The organism is Duganella levis (assembly GCF_009857605.1).
Taxonomy (GTDB): domain Bacteria; phylum Pseudomonadota; class Gammaproteobacteria; order Burkholderiales; family Burkholderiaceae_D; genus Rugamonas; species Rugamonas levis.
Map to the genome: position 1 here is coordinate 1 of NZ_WWCT01000022.1, position 18,768 is coordinate 18,768.

Annotated in this window: 13 protein-coding genes and 1 pseudogene; 6 read left to right on the top strand and 8 right to left on the bottom strand. The window is 64.1% G+C overall.

Annotated features, from left to right (window positions below):
- Positions 1 to 672 (bottom strand): annotated as a pseudogene (locus tag GTP69_RS23040) (GntP family permease); the annotation flags it as partial.
- Positions 673 to 832: 160 nt separating this feature from the next.
- Positions 833 to 2,647, bottom strand: a complete 1,815-nt coding sequence (locus GTP69_RS23045; protein WP_161057062.1) for a glycosyltransferase 87 family protein — start codon at positions 2,645 to 2,647, stop codon at positions 833 to 835.
- A 223-nt stretch (positions 2,648 to 2,870) separates the two neighbouring features.
- Between GTP69_RS23045 and GTP69_RS23050 the strand changes: the two genes are divergently transcribed.
- The 3 genes from GTP69_RS23050 to GTP69_RS23060 all read left to right on the top strand — a co-directional run bounded on the left by GTP69_RS23050 (position 2,871) and on the right by GTP69_RS23060 (position 5,512).
- Positions 2,871 to 4,037 (top strand): TIGR04552 family protein, encoded by a 1,167-nt coding sequence (locus GTP69_RS23050; protein WP_161057063.1) that lies wholly within the window; start codon positions 2,871 to 2,873, stop codon positions 4,035 to 4,037.
- Between the two features lie 72 nt (positions 4,038 to 4,109).
- Positions 4,110 to 5,099 (top strand): hypothetical protein, encoded by a 990-nt coding sequence (locus GTP69_RS23055; protein WP_161057064.1) that lies wholly within the window; start codon positions 4,110 to 4,112, stop codon positions 5,097 to 5,099.
- Positions 5,096 to 5,512, top strand: coding sequence for a LolA-like protein (locus GTP69_RS23060; RefSeq protein ID WP_161057065.1), 417 nt, complete (start codon positions 5,096 to 5,098; stop codon positions 5,510 to 5,512). Before GTP69_RS23055 ends, GTP69_RS23060 begins: the two co-directional genes overlap by 4 nt.
- Positions 5,513 to 5,637: 125 nt before the next feature.
- Here GTP69_RS23060 and pepN read toward each other — a convergent pair whose 3' ends face one another.
- The 3 genes from pepN to GTP69_RS23075 form a co-directional block, all read right to left on the bottom strand.
- Positions 5,638 to 8,259, bottom strand: a complete 2,622-nt coding sequence (pepN, locus tag GTP69_RS23065) for an aminopeptidase N (protein ID WP_161057066.1) — start codon at positions 8,257 to 8,259, stop codon at positions 5,638 to 5,640.
- Between the two features lie 85 nt (positions 8,260 to 8,344).
- Positions 8,345 to 10,402 (bottom strand): S9 family peptidase, encoded by a 2,058-nt coding sequence (locus tag GTP69_RS23070; protein ID WP_161057067.1) that lies wholly within the window; start codon positions 10,400 to 10,402, stop codon positions 8,345 to 8,347.
- 126 nt (positions 10,403 to 10,528) lie between these two features.
- Positions 10,529 to 10,780: a hypothetical protein gene (locus tag GTP69_RS23075; protein WP_161057068.1), complete on the bottom strand. Its 252-nt coding sequence runs from the start codon at positions 10,778 to 10,780 to the stop codon at positions 10,529 to 10,531.
- Positions 10,781 to 10,876: 96 nt separating this feature from the next.
- Here GTP69_RS23075 and GTP69_RS23080 point away from each other — a divergent pair, with 96 nt between their 5' ends.
- The 3 genes from GTP69_RS23080 (at position 10,877) to GTP69_RS23090 (ending at position 13,160) form a co-directional block, all read left to right on the top strand.
- Positions 10,877 to 11,455 (top strand): TetR/AcrR family transcriptional regulator, encoded by a 579-nt coding sequence (locus GTP69_RS23080; RefSeq protein ID WP_161057069.1) that lies wholly within the window; start codon positions 10,877 to 10,879, stop codon positions 11,453 to 11,455.
- Between the two features lie 69 nt (positions 11,456 to 11,524).
- Positions 11,525 to 12,232 carry an SDR family oxidoreductase gene (locus GTP69_RS23085; RefSeq protein WP_161057070.1) on the top strand — a complete coding sequence of 236 codons (708 nt, stop codon included), beginning with the start codon at positions 11,525 to 11,527 and terminating at the stop codon, positions 12,230 to 12,232.
- Between the two features lie 364 nt (positions 12,233 to 12,596).
- Entirely contained in the window at positions 12,597 to 13,160 is a 564-nt protein-coding gene (locus GTP69_RS23090) for a hypothetical protein (RefSeq protein WP_161057071.1), read from the top strand.
- On the opposite strand, the gene GTP69_RS23095 is transcribed toward GTP69_RS23090, so the two are convergent.
- The 3 genes from GTP69_RS23095 to GTP69_RS23105 all read right to left on the bottom strand — a co-directional run bounded on the left by GTP69_RS23095 (position 13,157) and on the right by GTP69_RS23105 (position 18,684).
- On the bottom strand, positions 13,157 to 15,937 hold the full coding sequence (locus tag GTP69_RS23095; RefSeq protein ID WP_161057072.1) for a TonB-dependent receptor: 2,781 nt from the start codon (positions 15,935 to 15,937) through the stop codon (positions 13,157 to 13,159). The genes GTP69_RS23090 and GTP69_RS23095 overlap by 4 nt on opposite strands.
- 96 nt (positions 15,938 to 16,033) lie before the next feature.
- Positions 16,034 to 17,230, bottom strand: coding sequence for a glutamate carboxypeptidase (locus tag GTP69_RS23100; protein ID WP_161057073.1), 1,197 nt, complete (start codon positions 17,228 to 17,230; stop codon positions 16,034 to 16,036).
- Positions 17,227 to 18,684, bottom strand: a complete 1,458-nt coding sequence (locus tag GTP69_RS23105) for a M20 family peptidase (RefSeq protein WP_161057074.1) — start codon at positions 18,682 to 18,684, stop codon at positions 17,227 to 17,229. The genes GTP69_RS23100 and GTP69_RS23105 overlap by 4 nt, the downstream gene beginning before the upstream one ends.
- Between the last annotated feature and the right edge of the window lie 84 nt (positions 18,685 to 18,768).

The following is an 18,768-nucleotide window of genomic DNA, read 5'->3' on the forward strand; positions in this document are numbered from 1 at the left end:
GGCGGCCGGTGCGTTGCCGGCAGATGCGGCGGCCTCATAGCCCTCGCCGGTCGCCATCGCCGAACGGCGGCGCCATTCGAGGAAGGCCAGGCCGGCGGCCAGCGTGGCGATCGAGCCGATCACGCCCAGCGACGGCGCCGCCCAGCCGGTGGTCTTGAAAAACGTGGTCGGGATAATATTCTGGATCTGCGGCGTGCCCGGCAAGGTATCCATGGTGAACGAAAACGCCCCCAGCGCAATCGCGCCCGGCATCAGCCGCTTGGGAATATTGCTCTGCTTGTACAACTCGGCCGCAAACGGGTACACGGCAAACACCACCACAAACAGCGACACGCCGCCATACGTCAGCAGCGCGCACACCAGCACGATGACGGCGTTGGCGCGCGAACGGCCGATGTACTTGATGGCCGCCACCACGATCGACTCGGAAAAGCCCGACAACTCGATCAGCTTGCCGAACACCGCCCCCAGCAGAAACACCGGGAAGTACAGCTTGATGAAGCCGACCATCTTGTCCATGAAGATGCCGCTGAACACCGGCGCCACCGCGCCCGGATCGGTCAGCAGCACCGCCGCTAGCGCGGCCACCGGGGCAAACAGGATCACGCTGTAGCCGCGGTACGCCGCCAGCATCAGGAACGCCAGCGCGGCAAGGACGATCAGGAAGGACATGCGGACTCCGGGACGTGGTCAGATGCCGGCTACTGTAGCACTTCTGGCAACCTTACGCATCAACGACAATCCGGGGGCACGCAAACCCGGGGGGCAGGTCCGGCACTTGGACACGCCGCCGGTATAGCACAGCAGCGCGACGCAGGGCGTGGATGGCATTTTAATCGGGCGTGGCGATACGGCACCACAGGAAGGGACGCGGCTCGGCGCCGACCGCTGCCGGCTGCGTCGTGCAGCTGGCCTGATCCAGCGTCAGCCCATAATTGCGCACGCGCTCGGCCGCCTGGGCCACCGTGGCGTGGTCCTGCGCCGCCAGATCGATGCGGTGTTGCGGCAACAGGTCGAAGGTGCAACTGGCGTCCGGCAGGCGGCGCAGCGCCACTTGCAGCCGCACTTTGCTCATCAGACGCGCGAGTTTGTCACAGCCTGCCGCATCGTCCGTCAGGCCCAGCGCCTGCGCCACCGCCAGCTTGTGCAGCCGCGTGCCGTCGCGGTCGTTGCGGGCAGCACTCAGCAGCACATAATGCGGACCGGGCCGCGCCGCAATCGCGGCTTGCTGGCGTGCGCGCCAGGCCGGCGTTTCCAGCATGCCGGTGTTCAACGCGATGACCTGCGTCGCCGGCGGCAGCAAAGCCGCCATCCAGCCCGATGGCGGGTCCGGCTGGACGAAGAAGACAATGCTGTCGGCAGGCCGGGCAATGGCCGGCACCCGGGCGCTGAAGGCCTGGTCGGCCCAGTCGGCGTGGCCCCAGTTGGCGGCCGGCAACGCGGTCAGCGCCAGCACAGCCAGCGCCCAGCCGGCCAGCTGCTGCAGGCGCGGCGCCACGTATCCCGCAGCCAGCCAGATGGCCAACGGCGCCAGCAGTTCCAGCGGCACCAGGTAGCGGTAAATGCTGAACATGCGCATCCACCCCAGATAACCCAGCGCGATGAACACCAGCAGCAACACGCTGCGCGGCGCCAGCGCGGGCGGCGTTGCGACCGCAGGCTGCACGGGCGCCGCGCGCAGGCGGCGCCACCACCAGGCCAGCACCAACGCGGCCAGCGTGACGTACAGCAGCGGCCACACGGCCAGCTTCAGCGGAATTTCCGAGACGCGGCGCGTGTTGAAGGTGAAGATAAACGGCCACAGCAGGTTTTCCATCCAGCCCTGCGGACGGAAAAAGATGTCGATGACGCCGCTCTCCGGCGCCAGCGGGCTGCGGAAGAGGTTGTTGAATTGCGGGAAGACCGGATTGCCAAACGTCTGCCACATGCGCGCCATCCACCAGCCGCCGCTGAGCGCCATGCCCCCTAGCACGCCGACGCCAAACAGGAACGCCACGCGCAGCCGCTGCCACCAGCCCAGCGGCAGCGCCAGCAGCGCCCCGCACAGCGCCACCGCGTAGATGGCATTGGTCAGCTTGAGGCCGGCAGCGCCCCCCATCGCGGCGCCGGCGCCGATGGCGGTCAGCATGGCGCCGCCGCGCCAGGCGATCAGCGTGTCCCAGTGGCGCAGCACCAGATAGACCGACAACAGCACCGGCAGCGCGCTGAGGTTGTCGCCCATGGTGTTGCCCAATTCGCTGAGGAAGCCCGGCGCGCACATGCCGGCCGCCGCCAGCAACAGCGCCAGCCGCGGCGGCCGGCCGCTGCCCAGCAATTGACGGGCGATGCCGTACAACAGCACGAAGGCCAGCCCGTGCAGCGCACCGAGCACAAAACCAACCGCGCGCGGCGGCAGCCATTGGTTCAGATAATAGTAAGGCAGGTCCAGCGTCGGGTTGAAATAGCTCTGGAAGCCGGCCGGCGCCAGATCGAAGCCGATGCGCCCGCCCAGCAGCGCATGGACGTTGTACAGGTGATAGTTGCGCATGTCCCAGCCGTCGTCTTGGCCGTTCATGACCGACAGCAGGCCGCACAGCAGCGGGACCAGCACGGCGGCCACCAGGCCGGCGCGCGGGTGGTTCAGGAAAGCAAAGCGAGGCAGTTTCATAAATCAGGATGTAAAGACAAACAATTTGGCGCTGAGGAAATTCACCGCACATTGCGCACGGTGGCGCCGAGGGTCAGTGCCTCGTTGTAACAAGGCAGCAGAATGGCAACACGGGCAGTGCCGGGAAGCGTCATAAGCTGCTGAGCACAAATAAAGCCGTTATTATAGTTCCAACCGACAATCTATTATTATAAAAGTAATGCGGTCGCAGGAGACACACGCCATGCCTGAATTGCACCCCTCGCTGAAGAGCAAGGGCAAGCTGTCGCTGAACTGGAGCTATCTGGACGCCATCGCCAACGGCAAGTCGGCGATCGACCTCGGCGCGCTGGCCTTGCGCAATCTGCACGACGCCCGTCAGTTCGTGCGCGAATACGGTTTCGACCTCGACCAGCCGGCCGCCGCCGCGCTGATCCGCCATGCCCATGCCGAGGCGGTCGACTTCATCCGCGCCACCTTTCTGACGCCAGAGCAGGCCGACCTGATCCCGCCCGAAGTGGCCACGCCGGACGATCCGCTCAACCTGCTGGTGTATGCCTCGCTGCGTGGCCAGCAGGTCGATGTGCGGCGCATGTGGGCCTGCGTGGTGCTGAAGGTGATGCACGGCATCTTCTACATCGACAACAACCTGAAGCTGCGGCATTTCCACGCGATCCGCGCCCAGGTGTTCGGCACGCTGGACGAGGTGATCCGCCAGCAGGGCGAACAGCACTACCTGACCGACGGCGAAGTCTGCCTGCCGCTGCTGCACTACGACCGCAAGGACAACAAGGGCCGCAACAGCATCCTGCTCAAGCTGCTGCAAAAGGCCGCGTATCTGGCCGCCGATATCTTCGACCATCTGGGCGTGCGGCTGGTGTTCGCCACCCGCGCCGAATGCCTGCTGGCCCTGCGCACCCTGCAGCGCGCGCATGTGCTGTCGGTGACCAATGTCGATGCCGAGCGCAGCCGCAACACGCTGCTGGACCTGGACGCGGCCAAGCAGGTGTTCTGCAAATACCGCGCGCAGCTGGAGCGTGCCGACAACTATCCGCTGGACTTGCTGCGGCAGATGGATACGGAACTGGCCGACATCGCCCAGCCGCAGACGCGCTGCGACAACCCGCACAGCGGCAGTGGTTTCAACAGCATCCAGGTCACGGTGCGCAAGATGATCCACGTCCAGCAGCTCGACGCGGCGCCGGAACAGGACTACGACGTCGGCTTTTTCTTCGAATACGAAATCCAGCTGATGGACGAAGCCAGCTACCAGCGCAGCCTGAGCGGCCCGGCCAGCCACACGGCCTACAAGCAGCGCCAGGTCGACACCGCCCGCACCCGCGTCTTCGGCCGCGACCTGCTGCGCTGGATCGAACACCAGCCGCCCGCCCAGGCGCCGCCAGCACCCTGACGCCGCCAGCGGTGCGCCGTCGCTGGCGGCAATGCTTTACGCTTTGGCCTCATGCGTACCCTGACTTTTCTGATGGCTTTCTTGCTGGCCGGCAGCGCCGCTGCCCAAACCGCCGCGCCCAGCGTCACCGTGGCCGCCACGCGTGACCCGGTCGACAAGTCCTACCGCAAAATGCTGGCCGGCATCGACATCTTCGAACGCAACCACGCACTGGCGCCGCAAGCCACGCTGCGCTTCCAGTTGCTGCCACGTTTGCCCACCACGCAACTGGACGGCATCACCCTGCGCGTCGCCGGTGACACGGTCTCGCTGCCTGTCCCCATCGCCGCCGACCACACCTTCACGCTGGACCGCAACGCCCAGGCCCAGCAAGAAGACGCCGCCCTGATCGCCAGCCGCAAAACCAGCACCCTTACCTGGCGCGCGCAAGTCCGCAGCCCCAACGTCCCGGACGGCATGCGCCGCCTCGGCGACCTGCGACTGGAATGCATGGTCGGCGTCGAAGCCGGCCTGCTCTCCAACAACGCCCAAATGTTCGCCTGGCTGGGCGACCTGTTCACCAGTCCCGAGCGCATCTGCAACAGCCCCGAAGGCAACTACCTGTTCTTTGCCGACCGCCCCGTCTTCGCCATCACGTTACAAGACGGCAACCGCAGCGCCGCCTTGCCCTTGCGCGCCCTGTACGCAGGCGGCACGCAAACGCCGTCCACCCTGCCCTACTGCGACTGCCAGGTGTTGCTGGACCGCAGCTACTACGCCCCCATCTGGGACCGCAGCTGGTCCGACGACACCCTGCTCGCCTTCGACGACATGGACAGCCCGCCCGGCCCCGGCGACACCGCTATCGCCGCCGACCACGCCACCACCGCCCAGATGCGCGAGCGCCTCGGCCCCGCGCAAACCATCAGCTTTGATAGCGGCTACCAGATCTGGCGTTACACTTACCCACCAGCGCGCAACAACGAACAGCCGGCAGAATTCACCATCCTGTTCGGCCCCGACGGCGTAGCGCGCAAGGCGCGCCTGCGCGAACCCACTCTTGAAACAGGACCGAAGCCATGACCAAACTGTCCCACACTCTGCGCCTGGCCGCCGCCAGCCTGCTGGTCCTCACCGCCTGCGCCGGCGCCCGCCCGACCGCGCCCGCGCCTGAAAGCCCGACGGCCGCGCTGTGGCAGCAAATCCAGTCCGCCAACAGCAACCTCAGTTGCGACAACGACAGCCAATGCCACAGCATCGGCGTCGGCGCCAAGTCCTGCGGCGGCCCGGAAAACTACCTCGCCTGGTCCAGCAAAAACAACGACGGCGCCAAGCTCAAATCGCTGGTGGAGCTGCACTCGTCCGCCCGCCGCGCCGACAACAACCGCGACGGCACCATGTCCACCTGCATGGCCACCAGCGACCCCGGCGCCACCTGCCGCGCCGGCACCTGCGTCCTCACCGCCCACGACATCGCCCCGCCGCCAGGAAAATAATTCCGGCCAAGGGTGGAACTTTACGGAGCGCCGCAAAATGCGCTTCTGTATTGAAGACATCGCATTTGAATAAAAAAAAGCCAGCCGAAAAACGGCTGGCTTTCAGGCGCAACAACCCGCGCGGATTAGTGCGCAGTCATCGCCTGCTTGATGGCGACGCAGCGCGCATCTTCCTGGCGCGTAACCAGCAGCGCGCGGCGGGTACCGTTCGACAGCTCCGGCAACTTGGCAATCGCCGCATCCAGACGCTGCACGCTGGCCGGCGTGCAAGTCGCCGGAATCATCGACGCCGCATACGCGCGCATGTAGACCGGACCAGCCGCCTTGTCCACCGCACCCAGCGTGTCCAGACGCTGCTGTGCCGTCAGCTCATTCAGCGCGCCTTGCTCGGGCGGATACATGCTGCCCATCGCCGTGCGCACCTTGGAGAACGGCAGCTTGGTCTGCAGATCGGCAATCGTCGTCGCCCACTCCGTCTTGACCTTGCCTTCGGGACGAACCACGGTCGCCGCAATCGCCGCCTGCTGGCCGCTATCGGACTTGTCGCGCGCCTGCTCGGCCACCACCAGCGCCTCGCTGCCCGGATACGCCATGCGGCTCAGGCGGCGGATGATCTCCCAGCGCACATCCTGCGACACGTTCAGCCCCTTGACCACCAGCTTGCCGTTCAGGATATCAGCCAGCTGACGCAACGCCGCCGGACTGGAAGCCAGCCCAACATAGGTCGAGAACCAGCGGCGCTGGAAGTTGCTGTCGGTAGCAGACTTGGTCGCTGCAAACGCCATCTGCTCCAGCTGCACGCCCACCTTGGTCTGGTACGCCGACGGGCCTTGCGCCTCCAGATAGCCCTTCGACGCGCGCACCTTGTCGACGATGCTGCCCAGCAGCGTGTAATCCTTCTCGGCCGGCGCATTGGCCAGCGCGGTTTTCAGGAAATCGTTCAGCGGCAGCTGCGCCGAGCGCACGCCATCCCACAAGCTTTGCCACAGCATCGAGCGCAACAGAGGATCGTCCACCTTGCTCAGGCTGGACTGCGCCGTCGCAAACGATTTTTTATCCAGCTGCACCTGCGCAAAGCCCCAGTCCTGATAGTTTGGATACACCAGGTCCGGACACGCCGCGCCCTTCAACTCCGGCACCTCGGTCGCCGCACCCTTGTAGGTGATCGCCACATTCTTGCTCAGGCTCAGACCATGCGCCGTCAGATTGAACAGGCCAACCTGCACGCGCTGCTCACGCAACGTCGGCAGTTCCTTGCTCGGCGCGCTCTGGCGCAGCGTGAAGGCGCTGACCTTGCCGCCGGCGCAGCTGAAATCGGCCGCGATGGTATTCACGCCCGGCTCATACAGCCACTCCTTGGTCCAGCCGCTCAGATCGCGGTTGGCCGCTTCCGCCAGACTGCCGATGAAATTATCCAGCGTCGCATTCTGATACTGGTACTTGACCAGATAGTTATGCACGCCCTTGCGGAACACCTCTTCGCCCAGCAGGTGACGCAACTGCTTCAGCGTCGACGCGCCTTTCGAATAAGTGATCGCATCGATGTTATCGAACGCATTCGCGGTCGACGGCACCGGCGTCTCGATCGCGTGCGTGGTCACGCGCTGATCCTGCACATACGCCGCCTGCTTGCCGCCCGAATAAAAGGCCTGCCACGAATTGCCAAACTCGGTCGACTCGGCCGTCGCCAGCGTGCCCATGAAGGACGCGAAGCTCTCGTTCAGCCACAAGCCGTTCCACCACTTCATGGTCACCAGATCGCCAAACCACTGGTGCGCCATCTCGTGCATGATGACGCCAGCCAGCGATTCCTTCTGCGCCGTGGTCATCTCTTCCTTGTGCAGGAAGCTGCCTTCGCCGAAGGTGATCGCGGCCGCATTTTCCATCGCGCCGTACAGGAAGTCCGGCACCAGCAGCTGGTCATACTTCTCGAACTGATACGGCACGCCAAAGTACTGGTCGAAGAAGCCCAGGCCAGCCTTGGTGTACTTGAACCAGTCCTGCGGCGACACCTGCGACGCCACCGACTGGCGCGCGAACAAACGCATCGGATACTTGCCGCTGTTGTCTTCCCAGACCTTGTACGGACCGGCGTGCATCGAGAAGTTATACGGGCTCAGTTTCTTCGAGCGCGGGAAGGTCCACAGCTTGCCGCCATCGGCATCCTTGACGCTGGTCTCGCGCATGGTGGACGACACCACCCAGTCGGCCGGCGTGCTGACGGTGACCTGATACGTGCCCTTCAGATCCGGCTGATCGAACACCGGGAACATCTGGTGCGCCGCCGCCGGCTCGAAGTGCGAGTAGGTGTAGACGCGGCCATCGACCGGATCGACCATGCGGTGCAGGCCTTCGCCATTGGTGCTGTGCAGACGGCTGTAAGCGATGGTGACGGTATTGCGCCCAGCCACCAGATCGGCGGCAGCCAGCGTGATGAACCACTGGTTGTATTGCGGCGTTACGGCCTTGCCGTTTACGGTCAGGCTGGCGATGGTCGCCTTGTCCAGATCGATGGTCAGCGGCTGCGACGCATCGTTCAGGTCGAAGCTTAGCGTGGTGGTGCCGCTGAAGCTTTCCTTGCCGGTCAGCGCGAACGCCAGTGTGTAATCGACATTGCTGACGCGCGCCGAACGGGCGGCAGCGTCGGTCTGCGACAGATAAGCGTTTTCCGCGCGCGGCGCCACGTCAGCCGCATGTACCGCGCCAAAGGCCAGTGCCACCGAAGCGGCGATCAGATACTTTTTCATTGACTCTCCCGAAATCGTCGTCGCTCCCGCGCAAGCGGGAGCCCATACTCAGCATGGATTCCCGCGTGCGCGGGAATGACGGTGGTTATTTTTTCTTGGTATAGGTGTCCAGCCAGTCGATCACCGTGTGATGCCACAGCACCGAGTTGGCCGGCTTCAGCACCCAGTGATTCTCATCCGGGAAGAACAGCAACTTGCTCGGAATACCACGACGCTGCAACGCGGTGAACGCGCCCAGACCCTGCGTGGTCGGAATCCGGAAGTCCATATCGCCCTGCACCACCAGCATTGGCGTCTTCCAGTTCTTCACCTTCAGCGCCGGGTTGAACTTCTCATGCAGCTCCGGCACATCGTAATACGCGCCGCCATTTTCCCACTCGGTGAACCAGATCTCTTCGGTCGAGTAAGCCATGCCGCGCGCATCGAACACGCCGTCGTGATTGACGATGCACTTGAAGCCATCCGACCAGTTACCCTGAATCCAGTTCATCATGAAGCCACCATATGACGCACCCAGCGCGCAGCTGTTCTCGCGGTCCAGCCATGGATATTTCGCCACTGCCGCCGCCAGACCTTTCTGCAAATCTTCCAGCGGCTTGCCGCCCCAGTCGCCGCTGATCGAATCGGTGAACTTCTGGCCGTAGCCGGTCGAACCGTGGAAATCGATAAACACCGTCGCATAACCGGCGCCCGCATACACCTGCGGATTCCAGCGATAGCTCCACGAGTTGCCGAAGCTGCCCTGCGGGCCGCCGTGCACCAGGAAGGCGATCGGATATTTCTGGCCAGGCTGCGCATTCCACGGCTTCATCACGTGACCATAAACGGTCTCGCCATTGGCGCCGGTGAACGAGAACTGCTCGTACTCGCCGAACTTGACGTCGGCCAGCGCGGCTTCGTTCAAATGGGTCAACTGGTCAGCCTTCTCGCCCGATGCACCGAGCTTGAACTTGAACAGCTGCGCCCCGGCCGACAGATTGGCCTGCGCCATCACGATGGTGTCGCGCGCGACGTCGAAGCCGGCCACATAGCCCTTGCCGGTCAGCGCCGTCACCTTGCCGCTGGTGGCATCGATCGAGAACAGACGGTGTTGGCCGACATCATCGGCGGTGGCCAGGATGGCCTTGCTGTCCGGGGTCCAGCGGTAGTCCGCAATCGAGCGGTCCCAGCTGTCTGCCACGGTGCGCTTCTTGCCGCTGGCGACATCGATCAGCACCAGGTGGAAGCGGTCGGCCTCGAAGGTCGGCTTGTCCATCGCCACATAGGCCAGCGTCTTGCCGTCCGGCGAATAAATCGCCTTGGCGTCCCACGCCTTGTTGTCTTCGGTCAGATCCTTGATCTCGCCGCCGGCGGCCGGCACCGTATAGACATCGAAGTTGGTCGACCAGGCCTCGGTGCGGCCGGCGATGCGGGCCGAGAAGGCCACCGTCTTGCCGTCCGGGCTGAAGTGATATTCGTCATGGTCGCCGAACGGCTTGGACGGCACATCGCCATCCAGCTTGCCGGTCAGGCTGACCGGCTGCACGCTGACCTTGCCGCTGGCGTCGATCGGCGCCGAGTACAGCACATTGTTGCGGCCATCGGCCCAGGTATCCCAGTGGCGCACGAACAGCTTGTCGAACACCTTACCGCTGGCCTTGACCTTGGCCTGCTCGTCCAGACGCTGCTTGGTGCACGCCAGGTCGGCGCAATCGCGGAACACGGCCATGCTGAACAGCAACCGGTCGCCCTGCGGCGACAGCCGGAAATTATCGACATCCAGCGGCAGGTCGGTGACCTTGCTGGCTTCGCCGCCGCCCAGCGGCAGACGCCATACCTGCGACGAACCGGAGCGGCCCGACAGGAAATAAATCGCCTCGCCGTTCGGCGCCCATTCCGGGTCCGCGCTGCTGGCGGCGGCCTGGGTCAGGCGCACGGGCGCCGCCTGCGGATGGCGCAGGTCGAGCAGATACAGTTGGGTATTGCCGCGGTTTTTATCGAGGTCGGTGGTGCGCACGGTGTACACCACGCGGGTGGCGTCCGGTGACAGCACCGGGTTGCCGACCCGCTCCATCTTGACCATGTCTTCGACAGTGAAACCGCGCGGCGCGGCCATTGCACTGGAGGCCATGGCGGCGCCCAGCAGCAGCAAGGGGAATCTCATTCGATCTCTCCGATGTTATAAAAAATATACCAGCTTGTGGCCGGGCATCGGGAATCATACCAAGAGCGCCGCCTGCTGCGACATATCCTCAGGAAATTGTTACTTTACGCTACTTAAACTGCACGCTTAGCGGTTATTACCCGTAGGCATGGTGAAGCGGCGCTGGTCCAGCAGCTCTTCGGCATTGGCATTCTGCACGCCATTGCCGGCCGAGCAGTCACGGCGCTTGATCGAACTGCCGGTCGGCGCATCGTCCGAGCGATTCGGCTTGCACTTGACCTCCGCCGTCACCGGCGCCGCCGGATCGACCGCCACGTCAGGCTGCGACGCGCACGCCGCCAGCACCAGACACACACCGCTCAACAGAACTGCCTTCATACTTCTCCTCCAAAGAAAGTAACTAACTTTCATATACTATCAGTTTCATAGAAAAAAGCCGTTGACTTTATTAAGACGACCGGTCATATTACACATATGGCTAAAGCAAACGTTAAAGAGCAAATCCTCACCACCAGCGTCACCCTGCTGCACAGCAAAGGGTTCAACGCCACCAGCGTGCAAGACATCACCGACGCTGCCGGGGTGCCGAAAGGCTCGTTCTACAACCACTTCATCAGCAAGGAAGCGCTGGGGATGGAAGTATTACAACGTTACCTGGCCGCCGTGGCCGACCTCGGCGCCGTGCTGCACGACCGCACGCTGCCACCCAAAGCCCGGATGCAACAGTATTTTGACAACATGATCGCCGGCAACGCCGCCAACGACTTCCACAGCGGCTGCCTGCTGGGCAATTTCAGCACCGAATTGTCCAACCAAATTCCGGCCATCCGCAGCGCCATGCAGCACGCCTTTGCCGCCGGCGCCGAGACCTTGGCGGCGGTCATTGCAGAAGGCCAGCAGGACGGCAGCATCGGCAACAAAATGCCGGCAGCCGAGCTGGCCGCCTTCATCAACGACGCCTGGCAAGGCGCGGTATTACACGCCAAAGCCGAGCAAAGCCGCACCCCGCTGGACCGTTTTGCCCGCATGGTATTGAGCAATATCTTGTCGTAATTTTTTTTCGGCCATTTTTAAGATGACCGGTCATATTGCAGTTACTTAAACCACTCGAAAGGAACCATCATGAACCTCAAAGACTCCGTCGTCCTCGTTACTGGCGCCAACCGTGGCCTGGGCAAAGCCCTGGCCGAAGCCGCCGTCAAAGCCGGCGCCCGCAAAGTCTACGCCGCCGCCCGCAAACCGGAAACCGTGGACATCGCCGGCACCACCCCGATCAAGCTGGACGTGACCAACGCCGCCGACATCGCCGCCGCCGTGCAAGCCATCCCCGACCTGACCATCCTGATTAATAACGCCGGCATCCACGTGGTGGGCGGCGTGATCCGCGCCGACGCCACCGAAGCGGCCCGCGCCGAATTGGAAGCCAACTTCTTCGGTCCCCTGGCGCTGAGCAACGCCTTCGCTCCGGTACTGGGCCGCAACGGCGGCGGCGCCATCATCAACATCCTGTCGGCGCTAAGCTGGGCCAGCTTCCCGAGCACCGGCACCTACAGCGCCTCCAAGGCCGCCGCCTGGGCCCTGACCAACGGCCTGCGCGGCGAACTGGCCGCCCAGAACACGCAAGTGGTCGGCGCCCACATGGGCTATATGGACACCGACATGACGGCCGACGTCGACGCCCCGAAATCCAAGCCAGCCGACATCGCCAGCGCCATCTTCACCGCGCTGGAAGCCGGCGCCGACGAAGCGCTGACCGACGACGTCTCGAAACAAGTACGCGCCAGCTTCGCCGCCCCACGCGCCTTCTACCTGGGCGCCCCCCGCGCCTGAAACCCGGGGTCAGTTCTGCCAAATGCACACGACCTCATGTACCAATGGCAGAACTGCCCCCGATAGAAAAAATTATTGTAACGTGCAAGAAATGACGTATTTTCGCGTGACGAAACCGGGCATAATCTACCTCGCAGCCAGGTGAAAAGCGCGCGTAGCAAGCCGGCTTGACGTGTGCGCAATTCGTTTTCCCCGCCGGTAATGCTTCGCTTTGTATTGCCTCACGACTAGTTGTGAACAATTGTAAATCGGCGTTGTATGAGCCCGTTTATCACGCTAAGGTAGCAGCTTGAACCTCGGGCGTGTCGGCTCCTCTGCGACGACCTCCGCGCAGCCGACGTCACACGGAACCACGGGAAACGCTATGCTTACTGCCACCTATGTCTTGTTGACACTCTCCATCGAACAGAAGAAAGAACGCCACTTCATCTCGCGGCTGCTGCAGTACGTGCAGACGATCGCGCGCCGTCCACAGGAAATCGACCCTGTGTTCATCGAATCCCAGCTCAAGGAACTAACCAGCTTTGCCGAATCGCGCCACCAGCGCAAAGTGGAAGCCTGCCTGATGCCGGCCGTGCGCGCCGCCGAACCGAATTGCGCGCCGCTGATGAACGACCTCGAATCGCTGAGCAAGCGCGGCAGCGCCATGCTCAACGCCGTCTACCGCTGCCTGCGCCGCGCCATGCGCCGCAGCGCCTCGCAGGGCAACTTCCTGTGCAAGACCATCGACCTGTATTGCCAGAACCTGCTCAAGCGCCTCGACAAGGAAGAACAGGAACTGCTGCCGCTGGCGCAAAAAGTCATTTCCAGCGAAGAGTGGTTCGAAATCGGCAGCAAATTCCTGGCACAGGACGACGACGACGCCGCCTCGCGCCCGGAACTGCGGCCGGTCCGCAGCCGCATCTACCCCAGCGGCGCCGCCGTTTAACGGAAGGCGTAGCTGGCGTTGACGTAAACGAAGCGCCCGCGCGGATCGTAGGTGCTGACGTCATAGCCATACTGGAACTGCGCCGCCACCGGCACAAAGGTCTGCGGCTGGCGGTCGAACAGATTGCGCACGCCCAGCGTCAGCGTGGTGTTCTTCAGCCCACGCCACGCGATGTTGGCATCGTAGGTCGCCATCGCCCCCATGAACACCCGCTGCCCCAGCAGATCGTGCGCCGCCTCGTAGCGCGCGCGGTAGTTCTGGATCAGCGTGGTGGCCAGCGCGCCCTGGGTCCAGGTCGCGTTCAGCGTATGCTTCCAGCGCAGCACCACGCCGCCGGCATCGGCGCCGATCACCGGCGTGCCCTTGCTGTCCACCAGCGTGCCCACCTTGTGCGACAGCACGCCGCCCGGACTGGTCTGGTCGAACTTGTCCATATACGTCCCGTTCAGCGCCACATCCAGCTTGCCCGGACCGAAGGCCTGGCGGCTGGTGATGAACACATCCGCGCCCTGCACCGTGGCGTTGCCGGTATTCGCCAGCACCGTCTTCACCAGATCGATATCGTTACCGTTGAGGACCACCAGATTGGCATACGCCGGATCGCCGGCGCGGTAGCGCGACACCACCTCCTGCGCCGACGGCGTCGCCAGGATGTCGCTGACCTTGATGCGGAACCAGTCCACGCCCGCATTCAGCCAGCTGGCCGGCGACCACACCACGCCCACCGATGCCTGGCGCGACTCCTCCGGCTTCAGCTGCGAATTGCCGCCCGTGAGGCCATTCACCTGCAATGAACTCTGGCCCGTCTTCGGATCGCTGAACGCCACCGTGGTGCCCAGCACCTGCGGCGTCCACAGGTCGCTCAGCGTCGGCGCGCGGAAGCCGCTGCCGAGCGAGCCGCGTAACAGCAGGCTGCGCACCGGCTGCCAGCGCAGGCTGGCCTTGTAGTTGGTCGACGAACCGACATCGTTGTAATGGTCGTTGCGCAGCGCCAGGTTGGCCTCCACACTGCTCAGCAGCGGCGCGTTGATCTCGCCGAACACCGAACGGATGGTGCGGCTGCGATCCACCGCCGCCAGCGCGCCGCCGGCGCCGCCGACGTCACCGCTCAGAATCGCCGCGCTGGGCGAAATCTTGTAGCTCTCATGCCGCGCCTGCACGCCGGCCGCGTACTGCACCGCGCGGCCATCCAGCTTGAACAGATCGCCGGTGATCTTGCTGTCGATCAGATCACTGTCCGACCAGCCGTCGATGGTCTTGCCGGTGTACTGCGCCGCCTTCAGCTTCTCCGCCAGCGCGCCGGTCTGCACGCCGCCCGGCGCCCACGGGTTCCAGTTATTGGCCGGGTCGTTGATGATCTTCGCGTACTCCACCTGGAGGAAGTACCCGGACGGCAGCGATCCCGACACCTTGCTGCGGTTGGAGGTAAACGCCACCTCATAATCCTGCCCCCACACCGTGCCGCGCGCGCCGCCGACAAAGCGCGATTGCGTCGCTACATCACGCGACTGGCGCGGTCCGAAATCGAACACGCGGCTGGTGATCGCCAGCGGCTGGCCGATAATCGACGTAAAGCCCTGCGCCGTCAGATAAGGCACCACGATCGACTGGTACACCGGATTGCTCGGATAAAGAATCAGCGACGGATCAACCTTCTGTTTCACGAAAGCGCTGTCCACCACCAGGAAGCTGCGCCGTTCAGGACTGGTCTGGATGGTGTTCGTCACCACGCTGCGCGACAGCAGCGCATCGGCAAACAGCTGGTGATCTTCGTTGATCTTGAAGGTCAGGTTGCCGGTCAGGTTGCCCAACTCACGCGCTGGAATCAGATTGGTGGCCGAGGCGCTGTCATACGCGCAGTAAGGCGCGCCCTTGCTGCTCGGCGTCGGATTCTGGAACATCTGAATATCCGCGCATTTGCCCTGCGCCGCCAGCGGATTGCCGTAGCCGGTCGCCGGCGACGCCCCAAAACCCGCGCCACGATCGTTCGGATACGCGCCCGGAATCACCACGCCCTCGATATTGCCCTGCCCCGTCGCGCCGGACACGTAGTACGGCATATTGTTGCCCGACTTGGCGTAGTCGCGATCACGCCCGAACAGCGCCTTCTCCTTCTCCCACGACGCCGACACCACCGCGCTATACCCATCGCGCTCCAGGTTTCCCAGGCCGCCGGTCACCGACGCCTTGTTATTCTGTCCGCCGCCATGCGTGGTCGGCGAACCCGTGCCGCCACTGACCTCAATGCCCTCAAAGCTCTTCGACAAAATGAAGTTGACCACACCGGCCACCGCATCGCTGCCATACACGCCGGATGCGCCATCCTTCAGCACCTCGATGCGCTCGATCGCCGCCAGCGGAATCACATTGACGTTGACCGTGGCCCCGCCGCCGCCCGCAAACGCCGCCAGCCGGCGGCCATTGACCAGCACCAGCGTGCGCTGCGCGCCTAGCCCGCGCAGCGAAATCGACGACAGCCCAAAGGTGCCGCTCGACGCCCCGGCCGCATTCGAGGTCGCCCCCGCCGACGACAGCGACGCGATCGACGCCAGCAGCCCCTCCGTACTGGTGGCGCCGATGCGCTGGATATCCTGCTTGCTGATCATCTGCACCGGCAGCGCGGTCTCCGAATCGGCGCGCTTGACCGACGAACCGGTCACCTCCACACGCTGCATCTTCTCGCCGTCCTCCTGCGCGATGGCTGGCGCCACCAGCACCGCCAGTCCGCCGGCGAACATCATGCGCAACGCCTGCGCCAATACGGTTTCCTTCATCATGCCTACTCCCTTTAATTGATTTTTTTAGAATGCAGCAGTCCCCGCCGGACGGCTGGAGGGCCGTCCGGTACATGGCTACTGTTTAGTGGTAAAGCTTTACTGAGAGGCGCCTGCTTCCTGCATCATGCGGCTGAGCAGATACAGTCGCGGCACAATCGAATCGATGGTGATGTATTCATCCTTGCCATGCACACCATCGCCGGCCAGGCCAAAGGCCTCCAGCACAATGGCCTTGCCGGAGCGGCCGGCGTAACCGGCGTCGGTGCCGCCGCCGGTGCCCGGATACAGCGCCAGCTTGCGGTCGATCTCACCGTAGATGGCCTGCGCCTTGGCCGCCCACGCGCGCGCCGCATCGGTGGCGATGAACGGCGGCCGTCCCTGCTCGATCGCCACCGTGGTGACGGTATCCGCCACCAGCGGCTTGGCCACTTTCTCGCTGAGCGCCTGCTGCAAGCGCTGCGCACCGTCGGCGGCACTCAAGCGCACGTCACCCTGCGCGGTGGCGCTGGCGGGAATCTGATTGGTCACCAGGCCGGCATTGGCGCGCGTCCAGTTCAACTGCGCGCCCGGCACATTGATATCCTGCGTTTGCAGCAGCTGATGCGACAGCTCGATCAGCGCATTGCGGCCAACCTTCGGCGCCACGCCGGCGTGCGCCGCACGGCCCTGCACCGTCATGGTCGCGGTAGCGATGCCGCTGGCGCTCAGCAGAATGCCCTCCATCTGCGCGCCATTCGGTTCGCACGAAAACACAAAGTCATGCTGCGCTGCCTGCGTGGCGATCCACTCGCCGGACGCGCGCGAACCGACTTCCTCGTCCGGATTGAAGATCACAGTCAGCTGCGCATAATCGCGCCAGCCGCGTGCATGCAGCATCTCGATGGTATGCAGGATCAGCGCAATGCCGCTCTTGTCGTCCGCAATGCCGGGACCATACACACGGTTGCCGTCCACGTGATACGGCTGCGAGGCCAGGATGCCGGGCTGGTACACCGTATCCATATGCGCGATCAGCATCAGCCGCTTGCTGCCCTTGCCGGTAAAGCGGCCGGTGACGATATCGTCCTTGCGCTCCACCGCCGCCCCCAGCGCCTTCAACCGCAGTGCGCTGACATCGGCCACGCGCGCCACGCCGGCCGTATCACTGCTGCCGGATTCAATCAGCACCAGCTCCTTCAGCGTCGCCAGCAACGGCGCCTGCTGCGCGCGCGCCGCCTCCAGCAAGCCCTGATCGGCCGCCATTGCGCCATGCAGAACGCCACCCAACACCACCGCGAGTATCAGCTTCTTCATTTACCGTTCCTGGCCAGTTGCACATAGAAGCGGACCGCTTCCAGATAGTTATCGATGCCGATGCGTTCATTCGTGCCATGGAAGCGCGGCAGGTCATCCGGCCCGGCGCGCACCGGCGAGAAGCGGTACACATGCTCGCTCACGTCCTTGTAGTGGCGCGAATCGGTGGCCCCGATCACGATGCCCGGCGCCACCGCCGCATCGCTGAATACCTCGCGGATGGTGCGGTTGATCAGCGCATATTGTGCCGACTCGATCGGCGAAATGCGCGACGGATCGGATGCCCCCACATCCAGCGCTGCACGCACCGCATCGTTATTGACGGCCTGTTTGACGTGCTCCATCACGCCGCCCACCGTATCGCCGGGACGGATGCGGAAATTGACCACCGCGTCGGCGCGGCCCGGCAGCACGTTATCCTTGTTCCCCGCATGGACCACCGTCAGCGCGGTAGTGGTGCGCAGCATGGCGTTGGTGCCGGCCGCCTGCTCCAGCTGCTTCTTCACCAGAGGCCCGAACAGCCACAGATTGGACAGCGCCACCCGGTTCATGCCTTGCATTTCCGGCGCGATGATGTCGAAGGCGTCGCGCGCCACGCCGCTTAACTCGGCCGGCATCTGCTTGTGCTCCAGGTCCGTCAGCGCAGCGCTCATCATGCCGATGGCGGTGTTATGCGGCGGCATCGACGAATGACCCGGCGCCGTGGTCACCTCCAGATTGACGCTGGCGTAGCCCTTCTCCGCCACACCGATCAGCGCCACCGGCTTGCTGACGCCAGCCATGATGCCCTCCGTGACCAGCATGCCCTCATCCAGCACATAGTCCAGCTGCACGCCGCGTGACTTCAGCAGCCGCGCAATCTCCACCGCGCCACGGCGGCCGCCGACTTCCTCGTCCGCGCCAAAGCCGAAATAAATGGTGGCGCGCGGCTGATAGCCCGACGCCAGCAAATACTCCACCGCCTCCATCTGCGCCACCAGGCTGCCCTTGTCGTCCCACGAGCCGCGGCCCCACACAAAGCCGTCCTTCACCACACCGTCGAACGGCGGCTGCTGCCAGTTGGCTTCCGTACCCGGCGCCACCGGCACCACATCCTGGTGCGCCAGCCACATCACCGGCTTGGCCTGCGCATCGCTGCCCTGCCACGTGAACAGCATGCTGTGGCCGATCATCTCGCGCTTCAGCGCCGCATGCATGCGCGGGAACGCCTGCGCCAGGTAAGCCTGCATGCGCTCAAACTCTTCGGCGTTGACATCGCCGGACGCCGCATCGGAAATCGTGCGGAACTTCAGCGCGCCGGCCAGCCGTCCCGCCACCGCATCGCGCTCCAGCGCCAGCGGCGCGGCTGGCGTCACCGCAATCTGGCGCGACGTCAGCCGCCAGGTATTCCACGCCACCGCCGCGATCACCACTGCGATCGCCAGCAGTGCGGCATACAAAAGTCGCTTCAACATAAAATGAAAATCCATGTAAAAAAGTGCGCCAGATTGGTGCGCAACGCGACCTTGCGTTGCCCTTTTCGGACACTGTTGTTTTGA

Bases quoted from the DNA above. Each gene is read 5' to 3' on its own strand.
- GTP69_RS23045 (WP_161057062.1), bottom strand. From the start codon at position 2,647: ATGAAACTGCCTCGCTTTGCTTTCCTGAACCACCCGCGCGCCGGCCTG.
- GTP69_RS23070 (WP_161057067.1), bottom strand. From the start codon at position 10,402: ATGAGATTCCCCTTGCTGCTGCTGGGCGCCGCCATGGCCTCCAGTGCA.
- GTP69_RS23075 (WP_161057068.1), bottom strand. From the start codon at position 10,780: ATGAAGGCAGTTCTGTTGAGCGGTGTGTGTCTGGTGCTGGCGGCGTGC.
- GTP69_RS23050 (WP_161057063.1), top strand. From the start codon at position 2,871: ATGCCTGAATTGCACCCCTCGCTGAAGAGCAAGGGCAAGCTGTCGCTG.
- GTP69_RS23100 (WP_161057073.1), bottom strand. From the start codon at position 17,230: ATGAAGAAGCTGATACTCGCGGTGGTGTTGGGTGGCGTTCTGCATGGC.
- GTP69_RS23095 (WP_161057072.1), bottom strand. From the start codon at position 15,937: ATGATGAAGGAAACCGTATTGGCGCAGGCGTTGCGCATGATGTTCGCC.
- GTP69_RS23105 (WP_161057074.1), bottom strand. From the start codon at position 18,684: ATGTTGAAGCGACTTTTGTATGCCGCACTGCTGGCGATCGCAGTGGTG.
- GTP69_RS23060 (WP_161057065.1), top strand. From the start codon at position 5,096: ATGACCAAACTGTCCCACACTCTGCGCCTGGCCGCCGCCAGCCTGCTG.
- pepN (WP_161057066.1), bottom strand. From the start codon at position 8,259: ATGAAAAAGTATCTGATCGCCGCTTCGGTGGCACTGGCCTTTGGCGCG.
- GTP69_RS23080 (WP_161057069.1), top strand. From the start codon at position 10,877: ATGGCTAAAGCAAACGTTAAAGAGCAAATCCTCACCACCAGCGTCACC.
- GTP69_RS23055 (WP_161057064.1), top strand. From the start codon at position 4,110: ATGGCTTTCTTGCTGGCCGGCAGCGCCGCTGCCCAAACCGCCGCGCCC.
- GTP69_RS23090 (WP_161057071.1), top strand. From the start codon at position 12,597: ATGCTTACTGCCACCTATGTCTTGTTGACACTCTCCATCGAACAGAAG.
- GTP69_RS23085 (WP_161057070.1), top strand. From the start codon at position 11,525: ATGAACCTCAAAGACTCCGTCGTCCTCGTTACTGGCGCCAACCGTGGC.